The organism is Enterobacter sp. K510 (assembly GCF_055804875.1).
Genome location: NZ_JBNRLQ010000001.1, coordinates 396,316 through 417,427 on the forward strand (window position 1 = coordinate 396,316; position 21,112 = coordinate 417,427).

Annotated in this window: 20 protein-coding genes; 9 read left to right on the plus strand and 11 right to left on the minus strand. The window is 56.4% G+C overall.

Annotated elements, in window-relative coordinates; all coding sequences use genetic code 11:
• Positions 1–60: 60 nt before the first annotated feature.
• The 3 genes from parC to ACQUTD_RS01820 all read right to left on the minus strand — a co-directional run bounded on the left by parC (position 61) and on the right by ACQUTD_RS01820 (position 3,216).
• Complete coding sequence (parC, locus tag ACQUTD_RS01810; protein ID WP_473274588.1) at positions 61–2,319, minus strand: DNA topoisomerase IV subunit A; 2,259 nt, start codon at positions 2,317–2,319, stop codon at positions 61–63.
• Between the two features lie 188 nt (positions 2,320–2,507).
• Entirely contained in the window at positions 2,508–2,906 is a 399-nt protein-coding gene (locus tag ACQUTD_RS01815) for a YgiW/YdeI family stress tolerance OB fold protein (protein ID WP_072569756.1), read from the minus strand.
• Positions 2,907–2,979: 73 nt separating this feature from the next.
• Complete coding sequence (locus tag ACQUTD_RS01820; protein ID WP_072569755.1) at positions 2,980–3,216, minus strand: hypothetical protein; 237 nt, start codon at positions 3,214–3,216, stop codon at positions 2,980–2,982.
• A gap of 194 nt (positions 3,217–3,410) precedes the next feature.
• Between ACQUTD_RS01820 and qseB the strand changes: the two genes are divergently transcribed.
• From qseB to ACQUTD_RS01840, 4 genes are all read left to right on the plus strand, one after another.
• The gene (gene qseB / locus ACQUTD_RS01825) at positions 3,411–4,070 is read left to right on the plus strand and encodes a quorum sensing response regulator transcription factor QseB (protein ID WP_473274585.1); all 660 of its coding nucleotides are present in this window, start codon (positions 3,411–3,413) and stop codon (positions 4,068–4,070) included.
• Positions 4,067–5,416, plus strand: a complete 1,350-nt coding sequence (gene qseC / locus ACQUTD_RS01830) for a quorum sensing histidine kinase QseC (RefSeq protein ID WP_473274583.1) — start codon at positions 4,067–4,069, stop codon at positions 5,414–5,416. Before qseB ends, qseC begins: the two co-directional genes overlap by 4 nt.
• Positions 5,417–5,520: 104 nt before the next feature.
• Positions 5,521–6,102, plus strand: coding sequence for an NAD(P)H-dependent oxidoreductase (locus ACQUTD_RS01835; RefSeq protein ID WP_473274581.1), 582 nt, complete (start codon positions 5,521–5,523; stop codon positions 6,100–6,102).
• Between the two features lie 31 nt (positions 6,103–6,133).
• The gene (locus ACQUTD_RS01840; protein WP_072569751.1) at positions 6,134–6,448 is read left to right on the plus strand and encodes a putative quinol monooxygenase; all 315 of its coding nucleotides are present in this window, start codon (positions 6,134–6,136) and stop codon (positions 6,446–6,448) included.
• A 42-nt stretch (positions 6,449–6,490) separates the two neighbouring features.
• Here the strand turns inward: ACQUTD_RS01840 and ACQUTD_RS01845 are convergent, their stop codons facing one another.
• The 3 genes from ACQUTD_RS01845 to ACQUTD_RS01855 form a co-directional block, all read right to left on the minus strand.
• Positions 6,491–7,678, minus strand: a complete 1,188-nt coding sequence (locus ACQUTD_RS01845; protein WP_318363467.1) for a glycoside hydrolase family 88 protein — start codon at positions 7,676–7,678, stop codon at positions 6,491–6,493.
• A gap of 54 nt (positions 7,679–7,732) precedes the next feature.
• Positions 7,733–9,001, minus strand: coding sequence for an oligosaccharide MFS transporter (locus tag ACQUTD_RS01850; RefSeq protein WP_318363466.1), 1,269 nt, complete (start codon positions 8,999–9,001; stop codon positions 7,733–7,735).
• 64 nt (positions 9,002–9,065) lie between these two features.
• On the minus strand, positions 9,066–10,892 hold the full coding sequence (locus ACQUTD_RS01855; RefSeq protein WP_473274578.1) for a DUF2264 domain-containing protein: 1,827 nt from the start codon (positions 10,890–10,892) through the stop codon (positions 9,066–9,068).
• Positions 10,893–11,058: 166 nt separating this feature from the next.
• Between ACQUTD_RS01855 and ACQUTD_RS01860 the strand changes: the two genes are divergently transcribed.
• Together ACQUTD_RS01860 and ACQUTD_RS01865 are read left to right on the plus strand one after the other, a co-directional pair.
• Complete coding sequence (locus ACQUTD_RS01860; RefSeq protein WP_072569747.1) at positions 11,059–11,943, plus strand: helix-turn-helix transcriptional regulator; 885 nt, start codon at positions 11,059–11,061, stop codon at positions 11,941–11,943.
• Between the two features lie 169 nt (positions 11,944–12,112).
• Positions 12,113–12,964 (plus strand): glycosyltransferase, encoded by an 852-nt coding sequence (locus tag ACQUTD_RS01865; RefSeq protein WP_473274576.1) that lies wholly within the window; start codon positions 12,113–12,115, stop codon positions 12,962–12,964.
• A gap of 41 nt (positions 12,965–13,005) precedes the next feature.
• On the opposite strand, the gene parE is transcribed toward ACQUTD_RS01865, so the two are convergent.
• The 5 genes from parE to nudF are packed head-to-tail and all read right to left on the minus strand — an operon-like array spanning position 13,006 to position 17,418.
• Positions 13,006–14,898 carry a DNA topoisomerase IV subunit B gene (parE, locus tag ACQUTD_RS01870; RefSeq protein WP_072569745.1) on the minus strand — a complete coding sequence of 631 codons (1,893 nt, stop codon included), beginning with the start codon at positions 14,896–14,898 and terminating at the stop codon, positions 13,006–13,008.
• Positions 14,899–14,939: 41 nt separating this feature from the next.
• Positions 14,940–15,515, minus strand: a complete 576-nt coding sequence (gene yqiA, locus ACQUTD_RS01875) for an esterase YqiA (RefSeq protein WP_072569744.1) — start codon at positions 15,513–15,515, stop codon at positions 14,940–14,942.
• Positions 15,515–16,342, minus strand: a complete 828-nt coding sequence (cpdA, locus tag ACQUTD_RS01880; protein WP_072569743.1) for a 3',5'-cyclic-AMP phosphodiesterase — start codon at positions 16,340–16,342, stop codon at positions 15,515–15,517. Before cpdA ends, yqiA begins: the two co-directional genes overlap by 1 nt.
• 24 nt (positions 16,343–16,366) lie before the next feature.
• Positions 16,367–16,789 carry a DUF1249 family protein gene (locus ACQUTD_RS01885; RefSeq protein WP_072569742.1) on the minus strand — a complete coding sequence of 141 codons (423 nt, stop codon included), beginning with the start codon at positions 16,787–16,789 and terminating at the stop codon, positions 16,367–16,369.
• Complete coding sequence (gene nudF / locus ACQUTD_RS01890; protein ID WP_072569741.1) at positions 16,786–17,418, minus strand: ADP-ribose diphosphatase; 633 nt, start codon at positions 17,416–17,418, stop codon at positions 16,786–16,788. The genes ACQUTD_RS01885 and nudF overlap by 4 nt, the downstream gene beginning before the upstream one ends.
• A gap of 205 nt (positions 17,419–17,623) precedes the next feature.
• On the opposite strand from nudF, the gene tolC reads away from it, so the two are divergent.
• The 3 genes from tolC to ACQUTD_RS01905 all read left to right on the plus strand — a co-directional run bounded on the left by tolC (position 17,624) and on the right by ACQUTD_RS01905 (position 21,093).
• A complete protein-coding gene (gene tolC / locus ACQUTD_RS01895; protein ID WP_072569740.1) occupies positions 17,624–19,099 on the plus strand; it encodes an outer membrane channel protein TolC in 1,476 nt (491 codons plus the stop codon).
• Between the two features lie 159 nt (positions 19,100–19,258).
• Positions 19,259–19,927, plus strand: coding sequence for a DUF1190 family protein (locus ACQUTD_RS01900; RefSeq protein WP_072569739.1), 669 nt, complete (start codon positions 19,259–19,261; stop codon positions 19,925–19,927).
• A gap of 5 nt (positions 19,928–19,932) precedes the next feature.
• Positions 19,933–21,093, plus strand: a complete 1,161-nt coding sequence (locus ACQUTD_RS01905; RefSeq protein ID WP_318363463.1) for a glutathionylspermidine synthase family protein — start codon at positions 19,933–19,935, stop codon at positions 21,091–21,093.
• The last annotated feature ends 19 nt before the right edge of the window (positions 21,094–21,112 follow it).

Here is a 21,112-nt window from a genome sequence, read left to right on the forward strand (position 1 = left end):
GCCATTCGGGAAATTTTAACTGACGTCCCCCGTAAGAAAAGGGGGACGGTGATACCGTGATTACTCTTCGCTGTCGCCGGGGCTTGCGCGATGCGGGGAGTCAATCTCCACGCGGTCGATGCGTTGCAGGCCGCGCATCAGCGTGCCGCGACGTCCGCGCTCGCCATGCACCTTCTGCAACTCTTCCGGACGCAGTTTGATTTTGCGCTTGCCAACGTGGATGGTCAGCGTACTTTGCGGCGGCAGCAGATAGAGATGCGCGAGGCTGTCTTCGCCTTTAGCGGCCTCGGCCGACGGAATGCTGATGATCTTATTACCTTTGCCTTTTGACAACTGCGGCAGATCGCTGACCGGGAACATCAGCATGCGTCCGGCGGCGGTGATCGCCAGCAGCATATCGCTGTCGTCGGTAATTTCCAGCGGCGGCATGACGCGGGCATTTTCCGGCAGCGTGATCAGCGCTTTACCGGCGCGGTTACGGGCGATGAGATCGTTAAAGGTGCAGACGAAGCCGTAGCCTGCGTCCGACGCCATCAGCAGTTTCTGCTCTTCGCCTGCCATCACCATATGTTCCACAGACGCGCCCGGCGGCAGCGTCAGCTTACCGGTCAGCGGCTCGCCCTGCCCACGCGCCGAAGGCAGCGTGATCGGATCGATGGCGTAGCTGCGTCCGGTGGTATCAATAAATACCACCGGCTGGTTGCTCTTGCCTTTCACGGAGGCTTTCCAGCCATCGCCCGCTTTGTAGCTCAGGCCCTGCGCGTCAATGTCATGACCTTTGGCGCTGCGCACCCAGCCAGACTGCGACAGCACAATGGTCACCGGCTCAGACGGCAGCATGTCGTGCTCGCTCATCGCTTTCGCTTCTTCGCGTTCATGCAGCGGCGAGCGGCGATCGTCGCCAAAAGCTTCGGCATCCGCCTGCAGTTCTTTCTTCAGCAGGTTACTCATTTTGCGCTCAGAGGCGAGAATGCCCTGCAGCTGGTCGCGCTCTTTTTCCAGCTCGGCCTGCTCACCACGGATTTTTACTTCTTCGAGCTTCGCGAGGTGGCGTAATTTCAGCTCAAGGATCGCCTCGGCCTGGGTTTCGCTGATACCAAACTTCGACATCAGCGCTGGCTTCGGTTCGTCCTCAGTACGGATGATCTCAATCACTGCATCAATGTTGAGGAACGCCACCAGCAAACCTTCAAGGATATGCAGGCGCTTGAGCACTTTCTCCAGACGGTGATTCAGACGGCGACGCACGGTGTCGCGTCGGAAGACCAGCCACTCGGAGAGGATCTCCAGCAGGTTTTTCACCGACGGGCGGCCATCCAGCCCGATCATGTTCAGGTTGATGCGGTAACTTTTTTCCAGATCGGTGGTGGCGAACAGGTGGTTCATCACCTGATCCATATCCACGCGGTTCGAACGCGGCACAACCACCAGACGCGTCGGGTTTTCGTGATCGGATTCATCGCGCAGGTCGTCGACCATCGGCAGCTTTTTATTGCGCATCTGGGCGGCGATCTGCTCCAGCACGCGCGCGCCGGAGACCTGGTGCGGCAGCGCGGTGATCACCACGGCGCCGTCTTCTTTGGTCCAGACCGCACGCATACGCACCGAGCCGCGCCCGTTCTGGTAGATTTTGCGGATTTCCGCCCGCGAGGTGATGATTTCCGCTTCGGTCGGATAATCCGGCCCCTGCACAATATCCAGCAGCTCATCCAGCGTGGTTTTCGGCTGTTCGATAAGCGCGATCGCCGCTTTCGCCACTTCACGCAGGTTATGAGGCGGGATGTCCGTCGCCATACCGACCGCGATGCCGGTGGTGCCGTTCAGCAGAATATTCGGCAGACGGGCAGGCAGCATTTTCGGCTCCTGCAGGGTGCCGTCGAAGTTCGGCTGCCATTCCACCGTGCCCTGCCCCAGCTCGCCCAGCAGCAGCTCGGCGTATTTGGAGAGACGGGATTCGGTATAACGCATGGCGGCGAAGGATTTCGGATCGTCCGGCGCGCCCCAGTTGCCCTGACCGTCCACCAGCGGATAGCGGTAAGAGAACGGCTGCGCCATCAGCACCATGGCTTCGTAGCAGGCGCTGTCGCCGTGCGGGTGATATTTACCCAGCACGTCACCTACGGTACGGGCCGATTTTTTGAACTTGGCGCTGTTGTTAAGACCGAGCTCTGACATCGCATACACGATGCGGCGCTGAACAGGTTTCAGGCCATCACCAATAAACGGCAGCGCCCGATCCATGATGACGTACATGGAATAGTTTAAGTAGGCGTTTTCCGTGAATTCATGCAGCGCAAGGCGCTCTGCCATATCGCTCATTAATCGATGTTCCTCAACGTGTGCGCCCGCCTTTCCGGCGGCGATAATGCCGCAGATACTACCTTATATAAGGCAATGAGTCATTGTGCTGCGCGATAACTTTAGCGCACCGGGCGGTTTTTGTCGGGGGAGATCGAAAGGCGATGATGAGGGATGAAAAGCAGGCCGGTTTCCCGGCCCGATGCCAGTTACTTACTGGTTTTGGTGATTTTCTTCACCTCGATTTCAGCGGAGTTCCAGTCTTTATCGACTTTCCCCTGAATTTCAACGGTATCCTGCGGGGTGACGGTCTGGCCATTCCAGCGTTTATCATCAATTTCCACATCAATGGTGCCTGATTCATCACGGAACAAATAGTTGTCGCCGCCGGTACGCTGTTCAATTTTACCCGTCAGCGTAACCCAGGCGTCATCGGACAGGGATTTCGCTTTTTCGGCCGTGGTTTTGGTGCCCGACGGGCCAGTAAAGCCGCCGCCGTTTTGCGTTTGGGTTGCGGTATCAGAGGCCTGAAAACCGCCCTGGGTGGCGGCGAGCGCCGGAGCAGAGGCCAGGGCCAGCACGGTAAAAAGCATAGCGATGTTTTTCATGATGATTCTCCCTTGAGGATGGCTAACAGTAAATAACTATAACAGGCCTGCAAACCCAGGCCTGGCTGAAAAATTAACTGTTGTTACTTTGTGGCTGCGTCCGGGTTGAAGCATTCGGCTGCGGTTTCGGTGCCGTGGTGTTATCTCCCCAGTGACCATGTCCGTCATGGCCGATATTCCCGGTGGCGGTATTTCCCTGCCCCGTATGGCGCGCTTCACCCGTTTCATGCTCCGTCAGGCCGGTGTGCATCGCCAGTGCGGGAGCAGAAGCAAACATCAGGACAGTTAACAGTGCTGCGGTCTTTTTCATCACGTCTTCTCCTTGTGGATGGGTAACCTTAAGCATCAGTTAACACCGCAGATCTTAGCGGGTTCTTAACAGCCAACATTTTTTCTGCTTTTTATGTCGATAATGCCGGAAGGGTTAACTTACCGGCGATTTTCCCTGTACAAGCCCGCAGCCAGCGGGTATTAACTGCCAGCAGGAACCATGGGGGAGACGGTATGCGCATATTGCTGATTGAGGATGACAGGCTGATTGGCGACGGGCTGAAAGCGGGTCTGAGCAAACTGGGGATGACGCCTGACTGGTTTACCGATGGCAGGCAGGGTATGCAGGCGCTGGATCAGGCGCCCTACGACGCCGTGGTGCTCGATCTCAGCCTGCCGGGCATGGACGGACTCGACATCCTTAAAGCGTGGCGACGCGCCGGACATCAGCATCCGGTGCTGATCCTTACCGCCCGGGATGCGCTGGAGCAGCGGGTGGAAGGGTTGCGGCTGGGGGCAGACGATTATCTCTGCAAACCCTTTGCGCTCATTGAAGTTGCCGCCCGTCTTGAAGCCTTAACCCGTCGGCATCATGGCGGCGTGGAAGCCACGTTATCCCACGGCGAGGTGACGCTCGATCCGCTTAAGCTCACCGCCACGCTGGCGGGCGAACCGCTGGTGTTGCAGCCGAAAGAGTTCGCCCTGCTGGCGCTGTTTATGCGCAATCCGGGGCGCGTTCTGCCCCGCTCGCTTATCGAAGAAAAACTTTATAACTGGGACGATGACGTCTCCCGCAATGCGCTGGATGTGCATATTCATCATCTGCGCCGCAAGCTGGGCAGCCATTTTATTCGCACCGTGCACGGTATCGGCTATTCACTGGGAGACGCATGATTAAGGCCCTGACCCACAGCCTGCGCTTAAGGCTCATCACCGGATTTATTGTGCTGGCGATAGTCGCCTGGGGCTGTGCCAGCCTGGCGGCCTGGCATGAAACGCGGCATTCGCTGGATAAGCTGTTTGATACCCAGCAAATGCTGCTGGCAAAACGCCTGAGCGTGCTTGATCCCGCCGATATGCGCCCGGCGCAGACGCTGCCGGAAAGTAAAAAGCTGGTGCGCCATCATCACGGCAGACTGGATGACGATGTGCTGGCGTTTGCTATTTTCTCCCGCGACGGCAAGCGACTGCTGAACGACGGCGATAACGGTACCGAACTGGATTACGACTACCGGCAGGACGGTTTTCAGGATACGCGTGTGGATGGCGACGACTGGCGCGTGCTGTGGCTGACCACCGAAGACGGCGAACGGCGCATCGCCGTCGGGCAGGAAAAAGAGTACCGCGAGGATCTGGCGCTGGAAATCGTCATGTCGCAGCTGACGCCCTGGCTGGTGGCGCTACCGGTGATGATGCTGTTTCTGGTGTGGCTGGTCAGCCGCGAGCTGTCGCCGCTGCGGCGCATCGCCCGGCTACTGCATCAGCGTAAGCCGGACGCCACCACGCCGCTGCCGGTAGACGGCACGCCGCAGGAAGTGCGCCCGATGGTGGACGAGCTGAACCAGCTGTTCACGCGTATTCATGAATTCATGTCCCGTGAACGCCGCTTTACCTCTGACGCCGCCCACGAATTACGCAGTCCGCTGGCGGCGCTGAAGGTGCAGACCGACGTGGCGCAGCTTTCGCAGGATGATCCGGCGTCGCTGGATCATGCGCTGACCAATCTGCGTCAGGGGATCGACCGCGCGTCACGGCTGGTGGAGCAATTGCTTACCCTCTCGCGCCTTGACTCGCTGAACGGGCTGGAGGAGCCGGAGCCGATCCCGATGGCGGATCTGCTGCAAAGCGCCATTATGGAAGCGTGGTCTGGCGCGCAGCGGGCGGGCATCGATCTGCGGCTGGAGACGCGCGCCGACAACGTCACCTTTTGCGGGCATCAACTGTTGCTGCAACTGCTGGTGCGCAATCTGCTGGAGAACGCCATCCGCTACTGCCCGCCGGGATCCCGGGTGGATGTGGTGCTGAAGGCGCGCGGTTTTTGCGTGCGGGATAACGGCCCCGGCGTCAGCGCGCAGGCGCTGGCGCGTATCGGCGAGCGTTTTTATCGCCCGCCAGGTCAGGAAGAAACCGGCAGCGGGCTGGGGTTGTCCATTGTACGGCGCATCGCGGCGCTGCATCAGATGACAGTGCATTTCCGGCAGGTGACGCCAACTGGCTTCGCCGTCGACATCAGCTGGTAAGGATTATTGCGCCAGCAGCAAAAGACTTTGCACATTTTGCTCATTTTACCGTCCCGTCGTTACGGGTAAGATTGTCGTCAAACGCAATTATTCGAGGATAAATAATGAGCAACGTTTTGATTGTTAACGGCGCGAAAGAGTTCGCCCACTCCAAAGGCCAGCTGAATGACACCCTGACCGAGGTCGCGCAGGGTTTTCTGCGTGACGCCGGACATGATGTCCGCGTCGTGCGTGCCGACAGCGATTACGACATCAAAGCCGAAGTGCAGAACTTCCTGTGGGCCGACACCATCATCTGGCAGATGCCAGGCTGGTGGATGGGCGCGCCCTGGACGGTGAAAAAATATATGGACGATGTGTTCACTGAAGGCCACGGTTCCCTGTACGCCAGCGATGGCCGTACCCGCTCTGACGGCGCGAAGAAATACGGTTCCGGCGGTCTGTTGCAGGGTAAAACTTATATGCTGTCGCTGACCTGGAACGCGCCGCTGGAAGCCTTCACCGATAAAGAGCAGTTCTTCCATGGCGTTGGCGTTGACGGCGTTTACCTGCCGTTCCACAAAGCGAATCAGTTCCTGGGCCTCGATCCGCTGCCGACCTTTATCACCAACGACGTGATCAAAATGCCGGACGTGCCGCGCTATATTGCAGAATATCGCAAGCATCTTGCGGAAATTTTTGCTTAACTGTGAGATGGAATTTAGAAGGAGTTAAACCATGTTAACAGTGATTGCTGAGATTCGTACCCGCCCGGGCCAACACCATCGCCAGGCGGTGCTCGACGAATTCGCGAAGATTATCCCGACCGTACTGAAAGAAGAAGGCTGCCACGGCTATGCGCCGATGGTGGATCACGCTGCTGGCGTGAGCTTCCAGAGCACCAACCCGGATTCCATTATGATGGTGGAACTGTGGGAAACCGTCGCACACCTTGAAGCGCATCTGCAAACTCCGCACATGAAGGCGTGGAGCGAGGCGGTGAAAGGCGACGTGCTGGAAACCCATATTCGCATTCTTGAGCAGGGCGTGTAATACCCCGTCACCCTCTCCCGTCGGGAGAGGGTATAAGGCTAATTACCAGTATAGCTTCCAGCTTTGCGTCACGCGCATCAACGCTTCCACGTAGAAATAATCTCCCCAGCTGCTGCACTCATCCACACCTTTATTGCTGGCAAGATGATAGACGGAGTGTTTCAGCAGACCGTTGCACGCCTCGTCGCTGCCCGCCAGATAATGCTTCGTCAGCGATGACATGATCCCTTCCGCCCACTGCTGATAGCGTGCGCGATCCGGATCGGTCACCGGCAGGTGCTTCACCAGTTCCAGCAATCCGCACACGGCAATGGCCGCAGACGACGAATCCCGCAGCGCATCGGTGCCAAGCAGCGCCAGATCCCAGTGACAGACATAATCTTCCGGCAGACGGTTGAGGAAATAGTTCGCCAGCCGTTTGGAAAGCGCGATCATGTCGCGATCGCCGGTATAGATATAGCTGAGCAGGAAACCGTAAATCCCCCACGCCTGACCGCGCGACCAGCACGAATCATCGGCATAGCCCTGCTGGGTGTTGCCGTAGCGCGGCGCGCCGGTTTCCACATCCATATAGTAGGTGTGGTAGGTGGAGGCATCCGGGCGGATCAGGTAAGTCGCCGACTGCTGAACGTGCGCTTTCGCGGCGTCGGCAAAACGCGGATCGCCGGTCTGCTCCGTCGCCCAGTAGAGCAGCGGCAGGTTCATAGTGCAGTCGATGATCATGCGCCCGGCCTGTGCCGGATCTTTCAGATCGCCCCACGCCTGAATAATTTTCGCCCGGACGTGAAAACGCTCCAGCAGCGCCTCCGCCGCCAGCAGCGAGAAACCGCGCGCATCGCGGTTACCCGTCAGCCGCCATGCCGCCACGCAGGAGAGCGTGTAGAGAAAGCCGAGATCGTGGGTATTGGTATCGTGGCGACCGGCAATACGCGCGCCGAACGAGCGGACGTGCTTTTCCGCCAGCTCACGGAAAACCGCGTCGCCGCTCATTTCCCATGCCAGCCACAGCTGCCCGGTCCAGAAACTGGTGGTCCATTCAACGTTTTCCGTCAGCGGATAGCGCCCGTCCACCGCCGCTTCTGCGGGAAATTTATCACCGAACTCGGTTAAATGACGGCGGATCAGCGTCAGAACATGGTTACGGGCGGAAGCCATCTCGTCGCTAAACGCATGGCGATCCAGCGTCTCCGGGAATGCACGTAACGGTTCTTCAACGATATTATTTAACATATTTCGGTTCCTTTTGACTGACTACCGCGGGATAACATCATCCCGCTTCAGGGATTAACGTGAGGCGTTATTTCCGGCCACATCCAGCGGCGCGTTCGGGCGCATTTTGCTCTGGCAGGCGGACAGCGTGAAAGCAGACACAAGGGTAAAGAACAGGGCAATGGAACCCATGATGATATAGGTCTGCTCGAAGCCGATACGGTCGTACATCAGCCCGGCCGGAGACGACACCACCACATTTCCGACATACAGCATCGCCTGATAACCCAGCAGATACATAGTGGCGTTAACGCGTTTATCGAAATGCTCGGCGATATATTTAAATACCGACACCAGCAGCAGACAGATTTCCAGGCCATAAAGCGGTTTAAGCACGGAAATAAGCAGATGCGAGTCGCAGACGCCGGAAATAATCAGCCGTGCGCCCACCAGCAACCCGACGATCAATAAGCCTTTCTTCGCGCCGACATAATTCACAAACAGCGGGATCACCATATACATGATGAATTCCATGCCGGACTGCACGGTCCCCAGATAACCAAAGATGGCGTTGCCCTGGTGCACATCATCAAAGAAGGTGACGAAATAACGGGAGAACTGCTGCTCGGCGATAAACATCATCCAGGCCACGCCCGCCACATACAGGCAGAAGGCCCAGAATTTGCCGCTTTTCAGCAGCGCATACACATCGGACGGGGCGATTTTTTCTTTGGTCAGCACTTCGCTGGCGTGTGCCGTGCGGGTATCCACTTTCAGGCTGAACAGCACCACCAGCATCACGATGGAAGCCACGCTGCCGAGCATAAAGTTATACGCGGGCGAGAGGTTAAACAGCAGGCCGGAGAAAGATGACGCCACCGCCCAGCCCAGCGATCCCCACATGCGGATCTGGCCGAACTCCATACCGTTCAGGCGGCTGTAGCGATCGGTATAGGACTCGCAGGCCGCCACGCCGGCATACCAGGCAAAGCTTAAATAGATCGCCCCGACAATAATGCCCAGCATGGTGTTGGACATTAACAGCGGCTGGTAAACATAAATAAAGAACGGCGCCATTAATGCCGACATCGCCACGACAAAATAGAGCAGATATTTACTCATGCCGATTTTATCGAGAATGTAGCCGTAAATCGGTTTTAAGATCACCGAAAATATGCCGTTTACCGCGAACACAGTACCAATAACGGTGCCGCTTAAATTCGCTTTTTGTCCGAGCCAGATGGCCAGCAGACCAATACTGGCCGACCAGGTAAAGAAATAAAGAAAGATAAAGCTACTGATCTTGTAATATTCAGACCGGTTGGTGGTTAATATTTTAGCCATACTATCCTCGACGAAAGCATGCAGATACAGAGGTTGAGTGTTATTCCGGGCTGACGCCCGGTATTTATACTTTGATGGTAATTGGGTTTCCCGATAGCGGATGACGCACCACAAGGGCGCTGGCATCACGCTGTACGTCCGGAACGGCGCGGGTAAATTCCTCCTGATGCGCGCCTGCGCGAACCGCGCAACACAGCCAGTGTTCACCCGGTGCCAGCTCGCCCGTCAGCACCGGTATAGCGGCACATTCGGCGAACATCACGCTACTGTTCGGCGGCGTAATAATGCAGTCCGCCTGGCGTGACGCACCGGCGGATAAAGACAGGATGGCGCTGGTGCCATTACGGGCCTGTAACAAGCAGCCGTCAGCCAGCAGTTGTGGATCCGCCTTCATCACCGCGAAGCCCCCTTCGGTACTGTTTAAATGGCGTGCGGTGTTGATATGGTGAATGCGCACATGCCAGTCGCCGCAGGGGATAAGCCAGCTGGCGATCTGCACGTTATGCCAGGGTGACCAGCGCGAAAAAATATGATCGTCTCGCACCACCACCTCGTCGCACTCGCGGCGGCCACGCCAGTAGTTATCCCCTTCCGAGAGCAGCAGCATGGAATCGCAGGCGGCGTGCTTAATGCCGTAGCGCCCGCGTTCAATGGTGAAACCAAAGCGGCTGGAGTAGGCGAATTTGGTGTATTTGGCTTCGGTATTCACATAATTGTTCAGCTCCAGTTGCCCGGAGGTGAGCATGTACACATGCTGTGAATTCTCGCTGTGCACGAGGATCTGCTGCGCATGGGGAATGACACGTTTATTGTCCAGCGCGGGCAACGGCTGCTCTTCCGCCAGCCAGAACGGATGCTCCGCGGGCAGCGCAAGGATGAGGAAGACTTTCAGCGCCCAGTACGGCGATCCCGGTGAGTTATAGTCTTCGCAGAAAGCGAGGTTGGGATACGCAAAACCGAGGGTCAGAATGCCGTCGCGGTCAAAAATCGGCTGTTTCAGCCACCAGCGCAGATGGCGCAGGATAATGCCTTTCACCACGCCCGGCGAGAACACGTCCAGCCCGGCAAACGCCACGCCGCTCCAGAATGCCACCATTGCGAAACGGTAGGTCAGGCTGCGGCCAAAGGGCACGGACTCGCCCCCGGCTGCCGACATATAAATAAAATCCTGCGCAAATTTTGCCGCCCGGTCACGCAGGATCTGCGCGCGGTCGGGATCGTCCTCAGCGTTAAGGGTGGCGTAGATCAGGCCGTAAAAGTGAAACGCCATCGAGATGTAATAATCTTTCGGGCGGCCCGGGCCGTCAGAGTACCAGCCGTCGCCCAGATAATAGGCTTCCATCAGCCCAAAACGGTGCTCAATGGCGGCGCGATCCCAGGGCAGGCCGGCGCGTTTGAATCCCAGCTGCACCATGATGGCGAAATAGTTCCAGTTGCTGTCCGGCATTTGCGCGTCGGTGATCTGGTTCAGCCAGCGGTGCAGGTTTTCCCGCTCGCGGGCGGTGAAACTTTCCAGCAGTTTATCCTGCAATAACGAAAGTCCCAGACCGTAGGCCGCCATCTCCACCAGCCGCTGATCGTAAGGCCCGGTGTCGCCCCAGTATCCGGCGCTCTGCGGATCGGTGCCCTGTTTAATCGCCGTGAGATATTTATCGCTGTACGGCACGGGTTCGCCCCCCGCCATCAGCGGAAAAATGCCCCACAGCGCGCGTGACAATCCCTCCATCATGGCAATATCAGCGCTGTAATGGGCGCAGGTATCCCCTAATGGAAAGCCTGAGCTTCCTGCGGGAAACTGCCGATCCAGCGCGCTGAGCATGGTCATTAATGCATCAACCACCTCCGCGCGGGAAGACAATGTATTTGAGGTTTCTGTAGTCGCCGTCAGCATGGTTCTGCCTCTCACAATCAAGTGGCACAAGCATAGTGAATGGGCGACAGCCAGAAATGTTACCTTTGTCACACCCGCAGAACTCTTTTGAACTGGCTGTTGAAAAAATTTAAAAAAAGGGTTTATAAATGCTTTTTGACCGGTAAAAGTTGAGAATTATTGCACCATGTCCGAAAGGTGGCCGTCGGATCGTCTGGAGTTAATTACCCTTAACGATGCCATAGTGTCGTTCAGCCGCTTGTTTGCCAATACGGTGCGTTACCATCACTGGCATCAATGTCTGGAAGTGCTGTACGTCGAGGAGGGCTACGGCATCGCCATCGTCGATAACCGGCAGTACACCATGCGACCGGGGCGGCTGTTTATTTTCCCGCCCTTCACGCTGCATAAGGTGATGGTCGACGAGCAGGCGCAGGACTGTTATCGCCGCACTATCATTCATGTCGATCAGCATGCAGTGCTCAAGATCCTGCGGGATTTCCCGCAAAACCAGCAGCGCCTGCAAAAGCTGTCGACGCGCGGCGGCCCGGCGCTGGTGGTGGATGCTTCTGCCCAGCATGCCCATATTGATAATCTGTTCAGTCTGTATGCCCGTCTTGCCGCCACCGCCCCGCTGAATGCGGAGCAGGTCGCCTGCCTGCTGCTGACGTTGTTCACTATGCTGCCGGACGATAACGCCGCGCCGTCGGATAACCGGCAGAGCCTGGCGACGCAGGTGATGTTCTGGCTGGAGGAGAACTACCGACAGAAATTCAGCCTCGACACCCTGGCGCAGGAGCTGGGGAAATCGCGCAGCTATCTCTCCCGCCGCTTTCATGTGGAGACGGGGGAGCATCTGCATCAGTATCTGAATACCATCCGCCTGCGCAAAGCCTGTGAAGCGCTTTTGCACAGCCCGCTGAGCGTCAGCGAGGTGGCGGCAGTGGTCGGATTTTCCGATGTCACTTACTTTATCAGCGCCTTCCGGAAGGGTATCGGTGAAACCCCGTTGCAGTACCGGAAAAATCATTCGCCTTCAGGTAAATCCGCAGAGAAAGCCTCCGGCAAATAAGCTTTTTCTTATCGTTTATTCCTTCCCGGTATATTTTACTTTTATATACATTCTGAATAGCTGAAAGACGGAACTCCTCACCGAGGACGATGGTCTGAATAAGCGCTGATACGTTTTCTTATTTCTTTTTGATAGCAGGATCCGGACTTTTCTGTTTCGAAGGATGCCTATGAACAAGGTGCCAAAAAAAATTCATCAAATATACACAAAAGGCTGGTATGCATTACCGGAGAGCATCGTTACTTCTATTGAAAAATTAAAACAGAATAATCCGCACTGGACCTATCACTTTTATGACACCAGCATCATTAAGGATTTTATTCGCCAGCACTATGGCGAAGAGATGCTGAATACCTGGCTTATGATCAACCCTGAATACGGCGCGGCACGGGCGGATTTTTTTCGTTATCTGATGCTGTACGTGGAAGGCGGGGTCTATCTGGATATCAAAAGCGCCTGCTCGCGACCGCTGGATGAGGTTATCCCTGACGACTGTCAGCTATTGCTGTGCAGCTGGCAAAGCACGGCCTGCGGGCGTCGGAAACAGACAGGTCGTCACGAGGAGCTCTCTTTTCTGGAAAACGGTGAGTATCAGCAGTGGAACATCACGGTCTGCGCGCGTTCGCCGTGGATCAAAGGGGTGATCGATGAAGTGGTGTCACGCATAAGGTCTTACAAACCCTGGGTGTATGGCATCGGGCGAATGGGCGTGCTGCGTACCACCGGCCCTGTTCCCTTTTCAATCGCCATCGCCAGAATAAACGCCTGCGCGGGGTTTTATCATATCGAGAATTATCAGGAGTGCGGATTTGTTTATACCAGCGTCGATAAAACGGCGTTAAAACAAATAAAGAAGAGTCAGTATGCGCGACTGAAAACGCCGGTGGTGAAGTTAAGTTCGCAGGACCATAAAAAATATGTGCTGTGGCTGTGGTTCGTTTTTCCTTTCCTGCGCTTAAAGAAGAATATTATTAACGAGACCCGCAATCTGATGATAAAGCTCAGGCTGGCGAAAGCATAAAAAAAAGCGGGGCGATAATTCGCCCCGCTGTTATTTGCTGATTAGCCGTCAAGCTCGGCGAGGTCGCCTTTTTCCTGCAACCAGTTACGGCGATCTTCGGAACGCTTTTTCGCCAGCAGCATATCCATCATCGCCGTCGTGCGCTGATCGTCTTCATCGCTGATGGTCAGCTGCACCAGACGGCGCGTGTTGGGATCAAGCGTGGTTTCGCGCAGCTGCATCGGGTTCATTTCGCCGAGGCCTTTAAAGCGCTGGACGTTCGGTTTGCCCTTCTTGCGCTTCAGCTGTTCCAGCACACCGGCTTTTTCCTCTTCGGTCAGCGCGTAGTACACCTCTTTACCGAGATCGATACGATACAGCGGCGGCAGCGCCACATAGACGTGCCCGTGCTTCACCAGCGTGCGGAAGTGCTTCACGAAAAGCGCGCACAGCAGCGTGGCGATGTGCAGGCCATCGGAATCCGCATCCGCGAGGATACAGATCTTGCCGTAGCGCAGCTGGGTTAAATCTTCGCTGTCCGGATCGATACCGATGGCCACCGAAATGTCGTGCACTTCCTGGGACGCCAGCACTTCATCGGAGGAGACTTCCCAGGTGTTAAGGATTTTACCCTTAAGCGGCATGATCGCCTGATATTCACGATCGCGCGCCTGTTTCGCCGAGCCGCCCGCCGAGTCCCCTTCCACGAGGAAGAGTTCGGTACGGTTCAGATCCTGCGCGGTACAGTCCGCCAGCTTGCCGGGCAGTGCGGGGCCGCTGGTCAGCTTTTTACGCACCACTTTCTTGGCGGCGCGCATACGGCGCTGGGCGCTGGAAATCGCCATTTCCGCCAGCATTTCAGCTGACTGGACGTTCTGGTTCAGCCAGAGGGTAAAGGCATCTTTCACCACGCCGGATACGAAGGCCGCGCACTGACGTGAAGAGAGGCGCTCTTTGGTCTGCCCGGCGAACTGCGGATCCTGCATCTTGACCGACAGCACGTAAGCGCAGCGATCCCAGATATCTTCCGCCGACAGCTTCACGCCGCGCGGCAGAATATTGCGGTATTCGCAGAATTCACGCATCGCGTCCAGCAGCCCCTGACGCAGACCGTTAACGTGCGTACCGCCTTGCATGGTAGGGATCAGGTTGACGTAGCTTTCCGTCAGCAGCTCGCCGCCTTCCGGCAGCCACAGCAGCGCCCAGTCCACCGCTTCTACGTCACCGGCAAAGCTGCCGACAAAGGGTTTTTCCGGTAGCGTGGGCAGGCCGTTTACCGCCTCGCCCAGATAGTCGTTCAGCCCGTCGGCATAACACCAGCGCTGTTCGCTGCCGTTCACTTCATCTTTAAAGGTGATTTCCACGCCAGGGCAGAGCACTGCCTTGGCTTTCAGCACGTGCGTCAGACGGGAGACCGAGAAACGCGGGCTGTCGAAGAAGCTTTCATCCGGCCAGAAGTGGACGCTGGTACCGGTGTTGCGTTTCGCGCAGGTGCCGATCACATCCAGCTCTTTAACCTTCTCGCCGTTTTCAAAAGCGATGTTGTAGATTTTGCCATCGCGACGCACGTTCACTTCCACGCGTCGGGACAGGGCGTTAACGACGGAGATCCCCACGCCGTGCAGGCCGCCGGAGAACTGATAGTTTTTGTTGGAGAATTTACCGCCCGCGTGCAGACGGCAGAGGATCAACTCCACCGCCGGAACGCCCTCTTCCGGGTGAATATCCACCGGCATGCCGCGGCCATCATCGATAACTTCCAGCGACTGATCGGCATGCAGAATGACATCCACGCGCTTCGCGTGACCTGCCAGCGCCTCATCCACGCTGTTATCAATAACTTCCTGGCCCAGATGGTTTGGGCGGGTGGTGTCGGTATACATCCCCGGACGGCGGCGAACCGGCTCAAGCCCGGTCAGTACCTCAATGGCATCAGCGTTATAGGATTGCGTCATGGTTTGTTCGTAGATAGTGATCGCATCGTTTCCCGACAGACTTAATGCAGTCCGAGGAAATCGATAATCTGTGTGAAATGATCGTCAAAGCCCACAAAGGCATGGTTTCCGCCTTCGATAACTGTCTGGCGGCATGACGCGTAATACGCGACGGCCTGGCGGTAATCCAGCACTTCATCGCCCGTTTGCTGTAGCAGCCAGAGTAAATCCGACGCTTCCAGCGGGTCAATCTGCATGACTTTAAGATCGTAAATATGGCGTGACTCTAGCACATATTGCTGACCGGTGTAGGGGTTCTCGTTCTGCCCCAGAAAATCCCGCAGTAATTCAAAGGGCCGTACCGCCGGGTTCACCACGACGGCAGGCAGCATAAAACATTGTGACAGCCAGGTGGCGTAATAGCCGCCTAAAGACGAGCCGACGATACCGAGCGGCTCGCCGCCGTGTCTGAGCACCAGCGATTCCAGCAGTTCAGCGGCCTCGCCAGGATAGGGCGGCAGTTGCGGCACCACCATATTGATGTGCGGATGATGCCCGGCAAGCCACTGTTGCATCTGGGTGGCCTTCGCCGAACGCGGCGAACTGTTAAAGCCATGCAAATAAAGAAGCGTAGACATCAGTAACCTTCTGAAGCGGTATCCGGACGAAACTGCGTGCTTTGCAGGCGGCACACTTCCGTATGCAGCGTGCCGTCGGCGCGCAGTTCCAGCCAGCGCCAGCCGGGAGCGGCGGTATCCAGCGTAAAATTAGAACAGTGCGGTTTGAACTGCACGCAGGTTGACGGCGTGGCAAGCAGACGGCGACCGTTCCAGTCCAGATCCTGCTCCTGATGAATATGGCCGCATAACAGATATTTCACCTTTGGGAAGCGCACCAGCACGTTGTCCAGCTCCTGCGCATTGCGCAGACTGTGCTGATCCAGCCAGCCGCAGCCCGCCGGCAGCGGATGATGGTGCAGCAACAGCAGCGTATGGCGATCCGGCGCATCCGCCAGCTTACGCTCCAGCCAGTCGAGCTGAAACTCGCTCAGTTCACCGTGCGGCACGCCGAACACCTGGCTGTCGAGCAGCAAAATTTGCCAGTGTTCGCCCGCAAAAACGCGTTTTGATGGCGAAATACCGGCATCCTGAAGCGTGCTGTACATGGCGGGCTGGAAATCATGGTTTCCCGGCAGCCATACGCAGGGCGCATCAAAGCTTGCGATGCCGTCAGCAAAATGCTGATAGGCCGCAGCCGTGTGATCCTGTGACAGATCGCCCGTCGCGACAATAAGATCGCAGTCGCGCTGTTGCGCGCGGATGGCGTCCAGCACCGCCCGATAGCTCTCCCAGGTGTTCACGCCTAACAGCGTTTCATGCTTCTCAGCAAACAGGTGAGTATCGGTTATTTGTAAGATCCTGATGTTGGCCTCACCAGCCAGCCCCAGATTTAACAGGCTTTCCAAATGGTGTCCTTAGGTTTCACGACGCTAACAAACCGGAATCGCCATTGCTCCATGTGCTAAACAGTATCGCAGCCAGTCGGCTAAAAACTGATTAATTTGATGCTTTTCGTCGCGTTGGTGCAACTTTTTGTTTGGGTAATCATAACGTGCCTTGAAGCGAAAAATCTGCTGGCTTGAACACACTTCAGCGACCATCGCATCATGATACAGACGTACCGTCAGCGACGGCAGGCTCCAGTAGCTTATCGCCGGAACTGTCTGTTCGATTTCCACCAGCGTAGTGTAGCGGGTGGACTCGGTAATGGTTAACCGGTATTGCGCATTTGCCACCTGATAGCTCACTGTTTCGCCGGGTGCGTCGGTACGGGGCAACAGGCGTCGCAACTGCGCGAAGTTGGTTTCGCACAGGCGCATCATCTCAGGGAAGTCAGGTGTGTAACGCTTCATTTTATCCACTCTTTTCTCAATGCTTCATAATGCAGCTGCAGCCATTGCAGGGCGATGACAGACGCTGCGTTGTCGATTTTCCCCTCTTCTACCCACTGGTAAGCCTGTTCCCGGCTCACCACATGAACACGAATATCTTCGTTTTCGTCCACCAGACCATGTATACCTTTGGCCTCTGTGGCATCCACTTCACCAACCAACAGCGATAACCGCTCGCTGGTGCCCCCCGGACTTGCCAGGTAGCTCATAAATTTCTTCACGCGGCCAACCTCAAGGCCCGCCTCTTCTACCGCTTCACGGCGCGCGACGTCCTCAACGGTTTCACCCTCTTCGATAATGCCCGCCACCAGTTCCAGCAGCCAGGGCGTCTCGCTGGTATCATACGCGGCGATACGGATTTGCTCGATCAGTACGATTTCATCGCGCACAGGGTCATAGGGTAGCAACACTGCCGCGTGACCGCGCTCAAAAATTTCACGCCGTACTTCGTTGCTCATTTCCCCGTTGAAAAGGCGATGGCGAAAGCGGTACAAATCGAGCGAAAAAAAACCACTGTACAGTTTTTCCCGTGCAATAATTTCTACATCATTTTTGGTGAAAGTCGTGGCAACCGGTTTGTCTTTATTCATGATTCATCCCGCCCCTAAATAATGATGAAATTGTGGATTTCAAGGCACCAGCACTGCCGTTTACTGTACCTTGTGGTAGATTGGTGCAAATTAACGCCAGATGGCACGTAACGCCAACCTTTTGTCATGCTAGTCTCTGCTAGAATCGGCAATTATTTTTACTCTTTGATCAGCGCTATATCATGCTTCACAACAAGGAATGCAAATGAAGAAATTGCTCCCCATCCTAATCGGCCTGAGCCTTGCAGGTTTCAGCGCCATGAGCCAGGCAGAAAACCTGTTGCAGGTTTATAAGCAGGCGCGTTTAAGCAACCCGGAACTGCGCAGGTCGGCAGCAGACCGTGATGCCGCATTCGAGAAAATCAACGAAGCACGCAGCCCGTTACTGCCACAGCTGGGTTTGGGTGCGGATTACACCTACAGCAATGGCTTCCGCGACAGCAATGGTGTGAACTCCAATGCCACCAGCGCCTCTTTGCAACTTACACAAACCCTGTTTGACATGTCAAAGTGGCGCGCGCTGACGCTGCAGGAAAAAGCCGCTGGTATCCAGGATGTGACCTTCCAGACTGACCAGCAGACGTTGATTCTCAATACCGCCACCGCTTACTTCAACGTGTTGAGCGCCATTGATTCGCTCTCTTACACCGAAGCACAGAAACAGGCGATCTATCGCCAGCTCGATCAGACAACGCAGCGTTTTAACGTTGGCCTGGTTGCCATTACCGACGTGCAGAACGCCCGTTCACAGTACGACACCGTACTGGCGAATGAAGTCACCGCACGCAACAATCTGGATAACGCCGTTGAGCAGCTGCGCCAGGTCACCGGTAACTACTATCCGGAACTGGCTTCCCTGAACGTCGATAACTTCAAAACTGACAAGCCGCAGCCGGTCAATGCCCTGCTGAAAGAAGCGGAAAACCGCAACCTGTCGCTGTTGCAGGCGCGTCTGAATCAGGACCTGGCGCGTGAGCAGATCCGCCAGGCGCAGGACGGCCATTTGCCGACCCTGGATCTCACCGCCTCTACCGGCGTGTCTGATACCTCGTACAGCGGTTCTAAAACCAACAATGCGCAGTTTGATGACAGCAACGTTGGTCAGAACAAAGTAGGCCTGAACTTCTCTCTGCCGATTTTCCAGGGCGGAATGGTTAACTCACAGGTGAAGCAGGCGCAGTACAACTTCGTTGGCGCCAGCGAGCAGCTCGAAACCGCGCACCGCAGCGTGGTACAGAACGTTCGTTCCTCCTTTAACAACGTTAACGCGTCCATCAGCAGCATCAAGGCTTATGAGCAGGCCGTGGTTTCTGCGCAAAGTTCTCTGGATGCGAGCGAAGCGGGTTACTCCGTGGGTACGCGTACCATCGTCGATGTGCTGGACGCCACCACGGCGCTGTATAACGCCAAGCAGCAGCTTTCCAGCGCGCGTTATAACTATCTGATCAACCAGCTGAATATTAAATCCGCCCTCGGTACGCTGAACGAGCAGGATCTGCTGGCGCTGAACAGCACGCTGGGTAAACCGACCTCCACCACGCCTGAAGCCGTGGCGCCGGAAAATCCACAGCAGGATGCGCGCGTGCAGAACATCGCCGCCGACGCACAGTCCGCGACCACCGCTGACGCCCCTGTGGCAACCAACAGTTCACGTAGCGGCGCTAATCCGTTTAGCCGTTAATCTGTTCAATGGGGGCGTCAGCCCCCATTTCAACGTAAGACAACGTAAAGATCCCTCTTCACCACCCGTTCCGGCCCGATCGCGCTTCATTTTCGACCACTCATCCTCTATCCTGAGCATTATTCACCTTGCTGTAACTCTGGGTTCTGGAAGACATCTATGAAACGGACAAAAACGATTAATCATGCGACGTTCCGCAAAAGCTGGAGCGCACGCCACCTGACGCCGGTCGCCTTTGCCGTCACTGCCGTGTTTATGCTGGCAGGCTGCGAACAAAGCGACGAAACGGTATCCATGTATCAAAATGCGGACGACTGCACCAGCGCCAACCCGGGCAAAAGTGCGGAATGTACCACTGCCTTTAATAACGCGAAAAAAGAAGCCGAGCGCACCGCGCCGAAATACGCCACGCGCGAAGATTGCGTGGCTGAATTTGGCGAAGGCCAGTGCCAGCAGGCCCCTGCTCAGGCAGGCATGGCCCCGGAAAACCAGGCGCAAACCCAGCAAAGCGGCAGCTTCTGGATGCCGCTGATGGCGGGTTATATGATGGGTCGTCTGATGGGCGGCGGCGCAGGCTTCGCGCAACAGCCGCTGTTTACCTCACGCAACCCGGCCAGCCCGGCTTATGGCCAGTACACCGATGCCTCCGGTAAAGGCTACGGCGCCGCACAGCCAGGCCGTACCGCTACCGTGCCGAAAACCGCGCTGGCCCCTAAACCGGCCACCACAACCACCGTGACCCGCGGCGGGTTCGGCGAATCAGTCGCTAAACAATCCACCATGCAGCGCAGCGCTGCCGGTACCTCTTCACGCTCAATGGGCGGCTGATACGCATGGAAAGAATCAGTATTGTTGAGCGCCCGGACTGGCGCGAAAAGGCCACCGAGTACGGCTTTAACTTCCACACCATGTACGGCGAGCCGTACTGGTGTGAAGACGCCTACTACAAGCTCACCCTCGCACAGGTTGAGAAGCTGGAAGATGTCACGGCGGAACTGCACCAGATGTGCCTGAAGGTGGTGGAAAAGGTGATTGCCAGCGATGCGCTGATGACCAAATTCCGCATTCCTAAACACACCTGGGGCTTTGTGCGCCAGTCCTGGCAAACGCAGCAACCCTCGCTTTACTCCCGCCTCGATCTGGCATGGGACGGCGTGGGCGATCCTAAACTGCTGGAGAACAACGCCGATACGCCGACCTCGCTGTATGAAGCGGCGTTTTTCCAGTGGCTGTGGCTTGAAGATCAGCTGAATGCCGGCAATCTTCCCGCCGGTAGCGATCAGTTCAACAGCCTGCAGGAAAAGCTGATCGAGCGCTTCGGCGAGCTGCGCGACCAGTATGGTTTTAACCTGCTGCACATGGCCTGCTGCCGGGATACCGTGGAAGATCGCGGCACCGTGCAATATTTGCAGGACTGCGCCGCCGAAGCCGGTATCGCCACCGAATTCCTCTATATGGAAGACATTGGCCTCGGTGAAAAGGGCCAGTTCAGCGATTTGCAGGATCAGGTGATCAGCAATCTGTTCAAGCTTTATCCCTGGGAATACATGCTGCGCGAAATGTTCTCCACCAAGCTGGAAGACGCTGGCGTCCGCTGGCTGGAGCCGGCGTGGAAAAGTATTATTTCCAATAAAGCGCTGTTACCGATGCTGTGGGAGATGTTCCCGGATCATCCAAATCTGCTGCCCGCCTGGTTTGCCGAAGACGAGCATCCGACGCCTGAAAAGTACGTGGTGAAGCCAATTTTCTCCCGCGAAGGCGCAAATGTGTCGATCATTGAAAACGGTCAAACCATTGAGCAGGCGGAAGGCCCGTACGGCGAAGAAGGCATGATTGTGCAGGAGTTCTGTCCGCTGCCGAAATTCGGCGACAGCTATGTGCTGATTGGCAGCTGGCTTATCAACGATCAACCTGCGGGGATCGGCATTCGCGAAGATCGGGCGTTGATCACCCAGGATCTGTCGCGCTTCTATCCGCATATTTTTGTGGAATAATCAAAACCCGGTGGCGTTC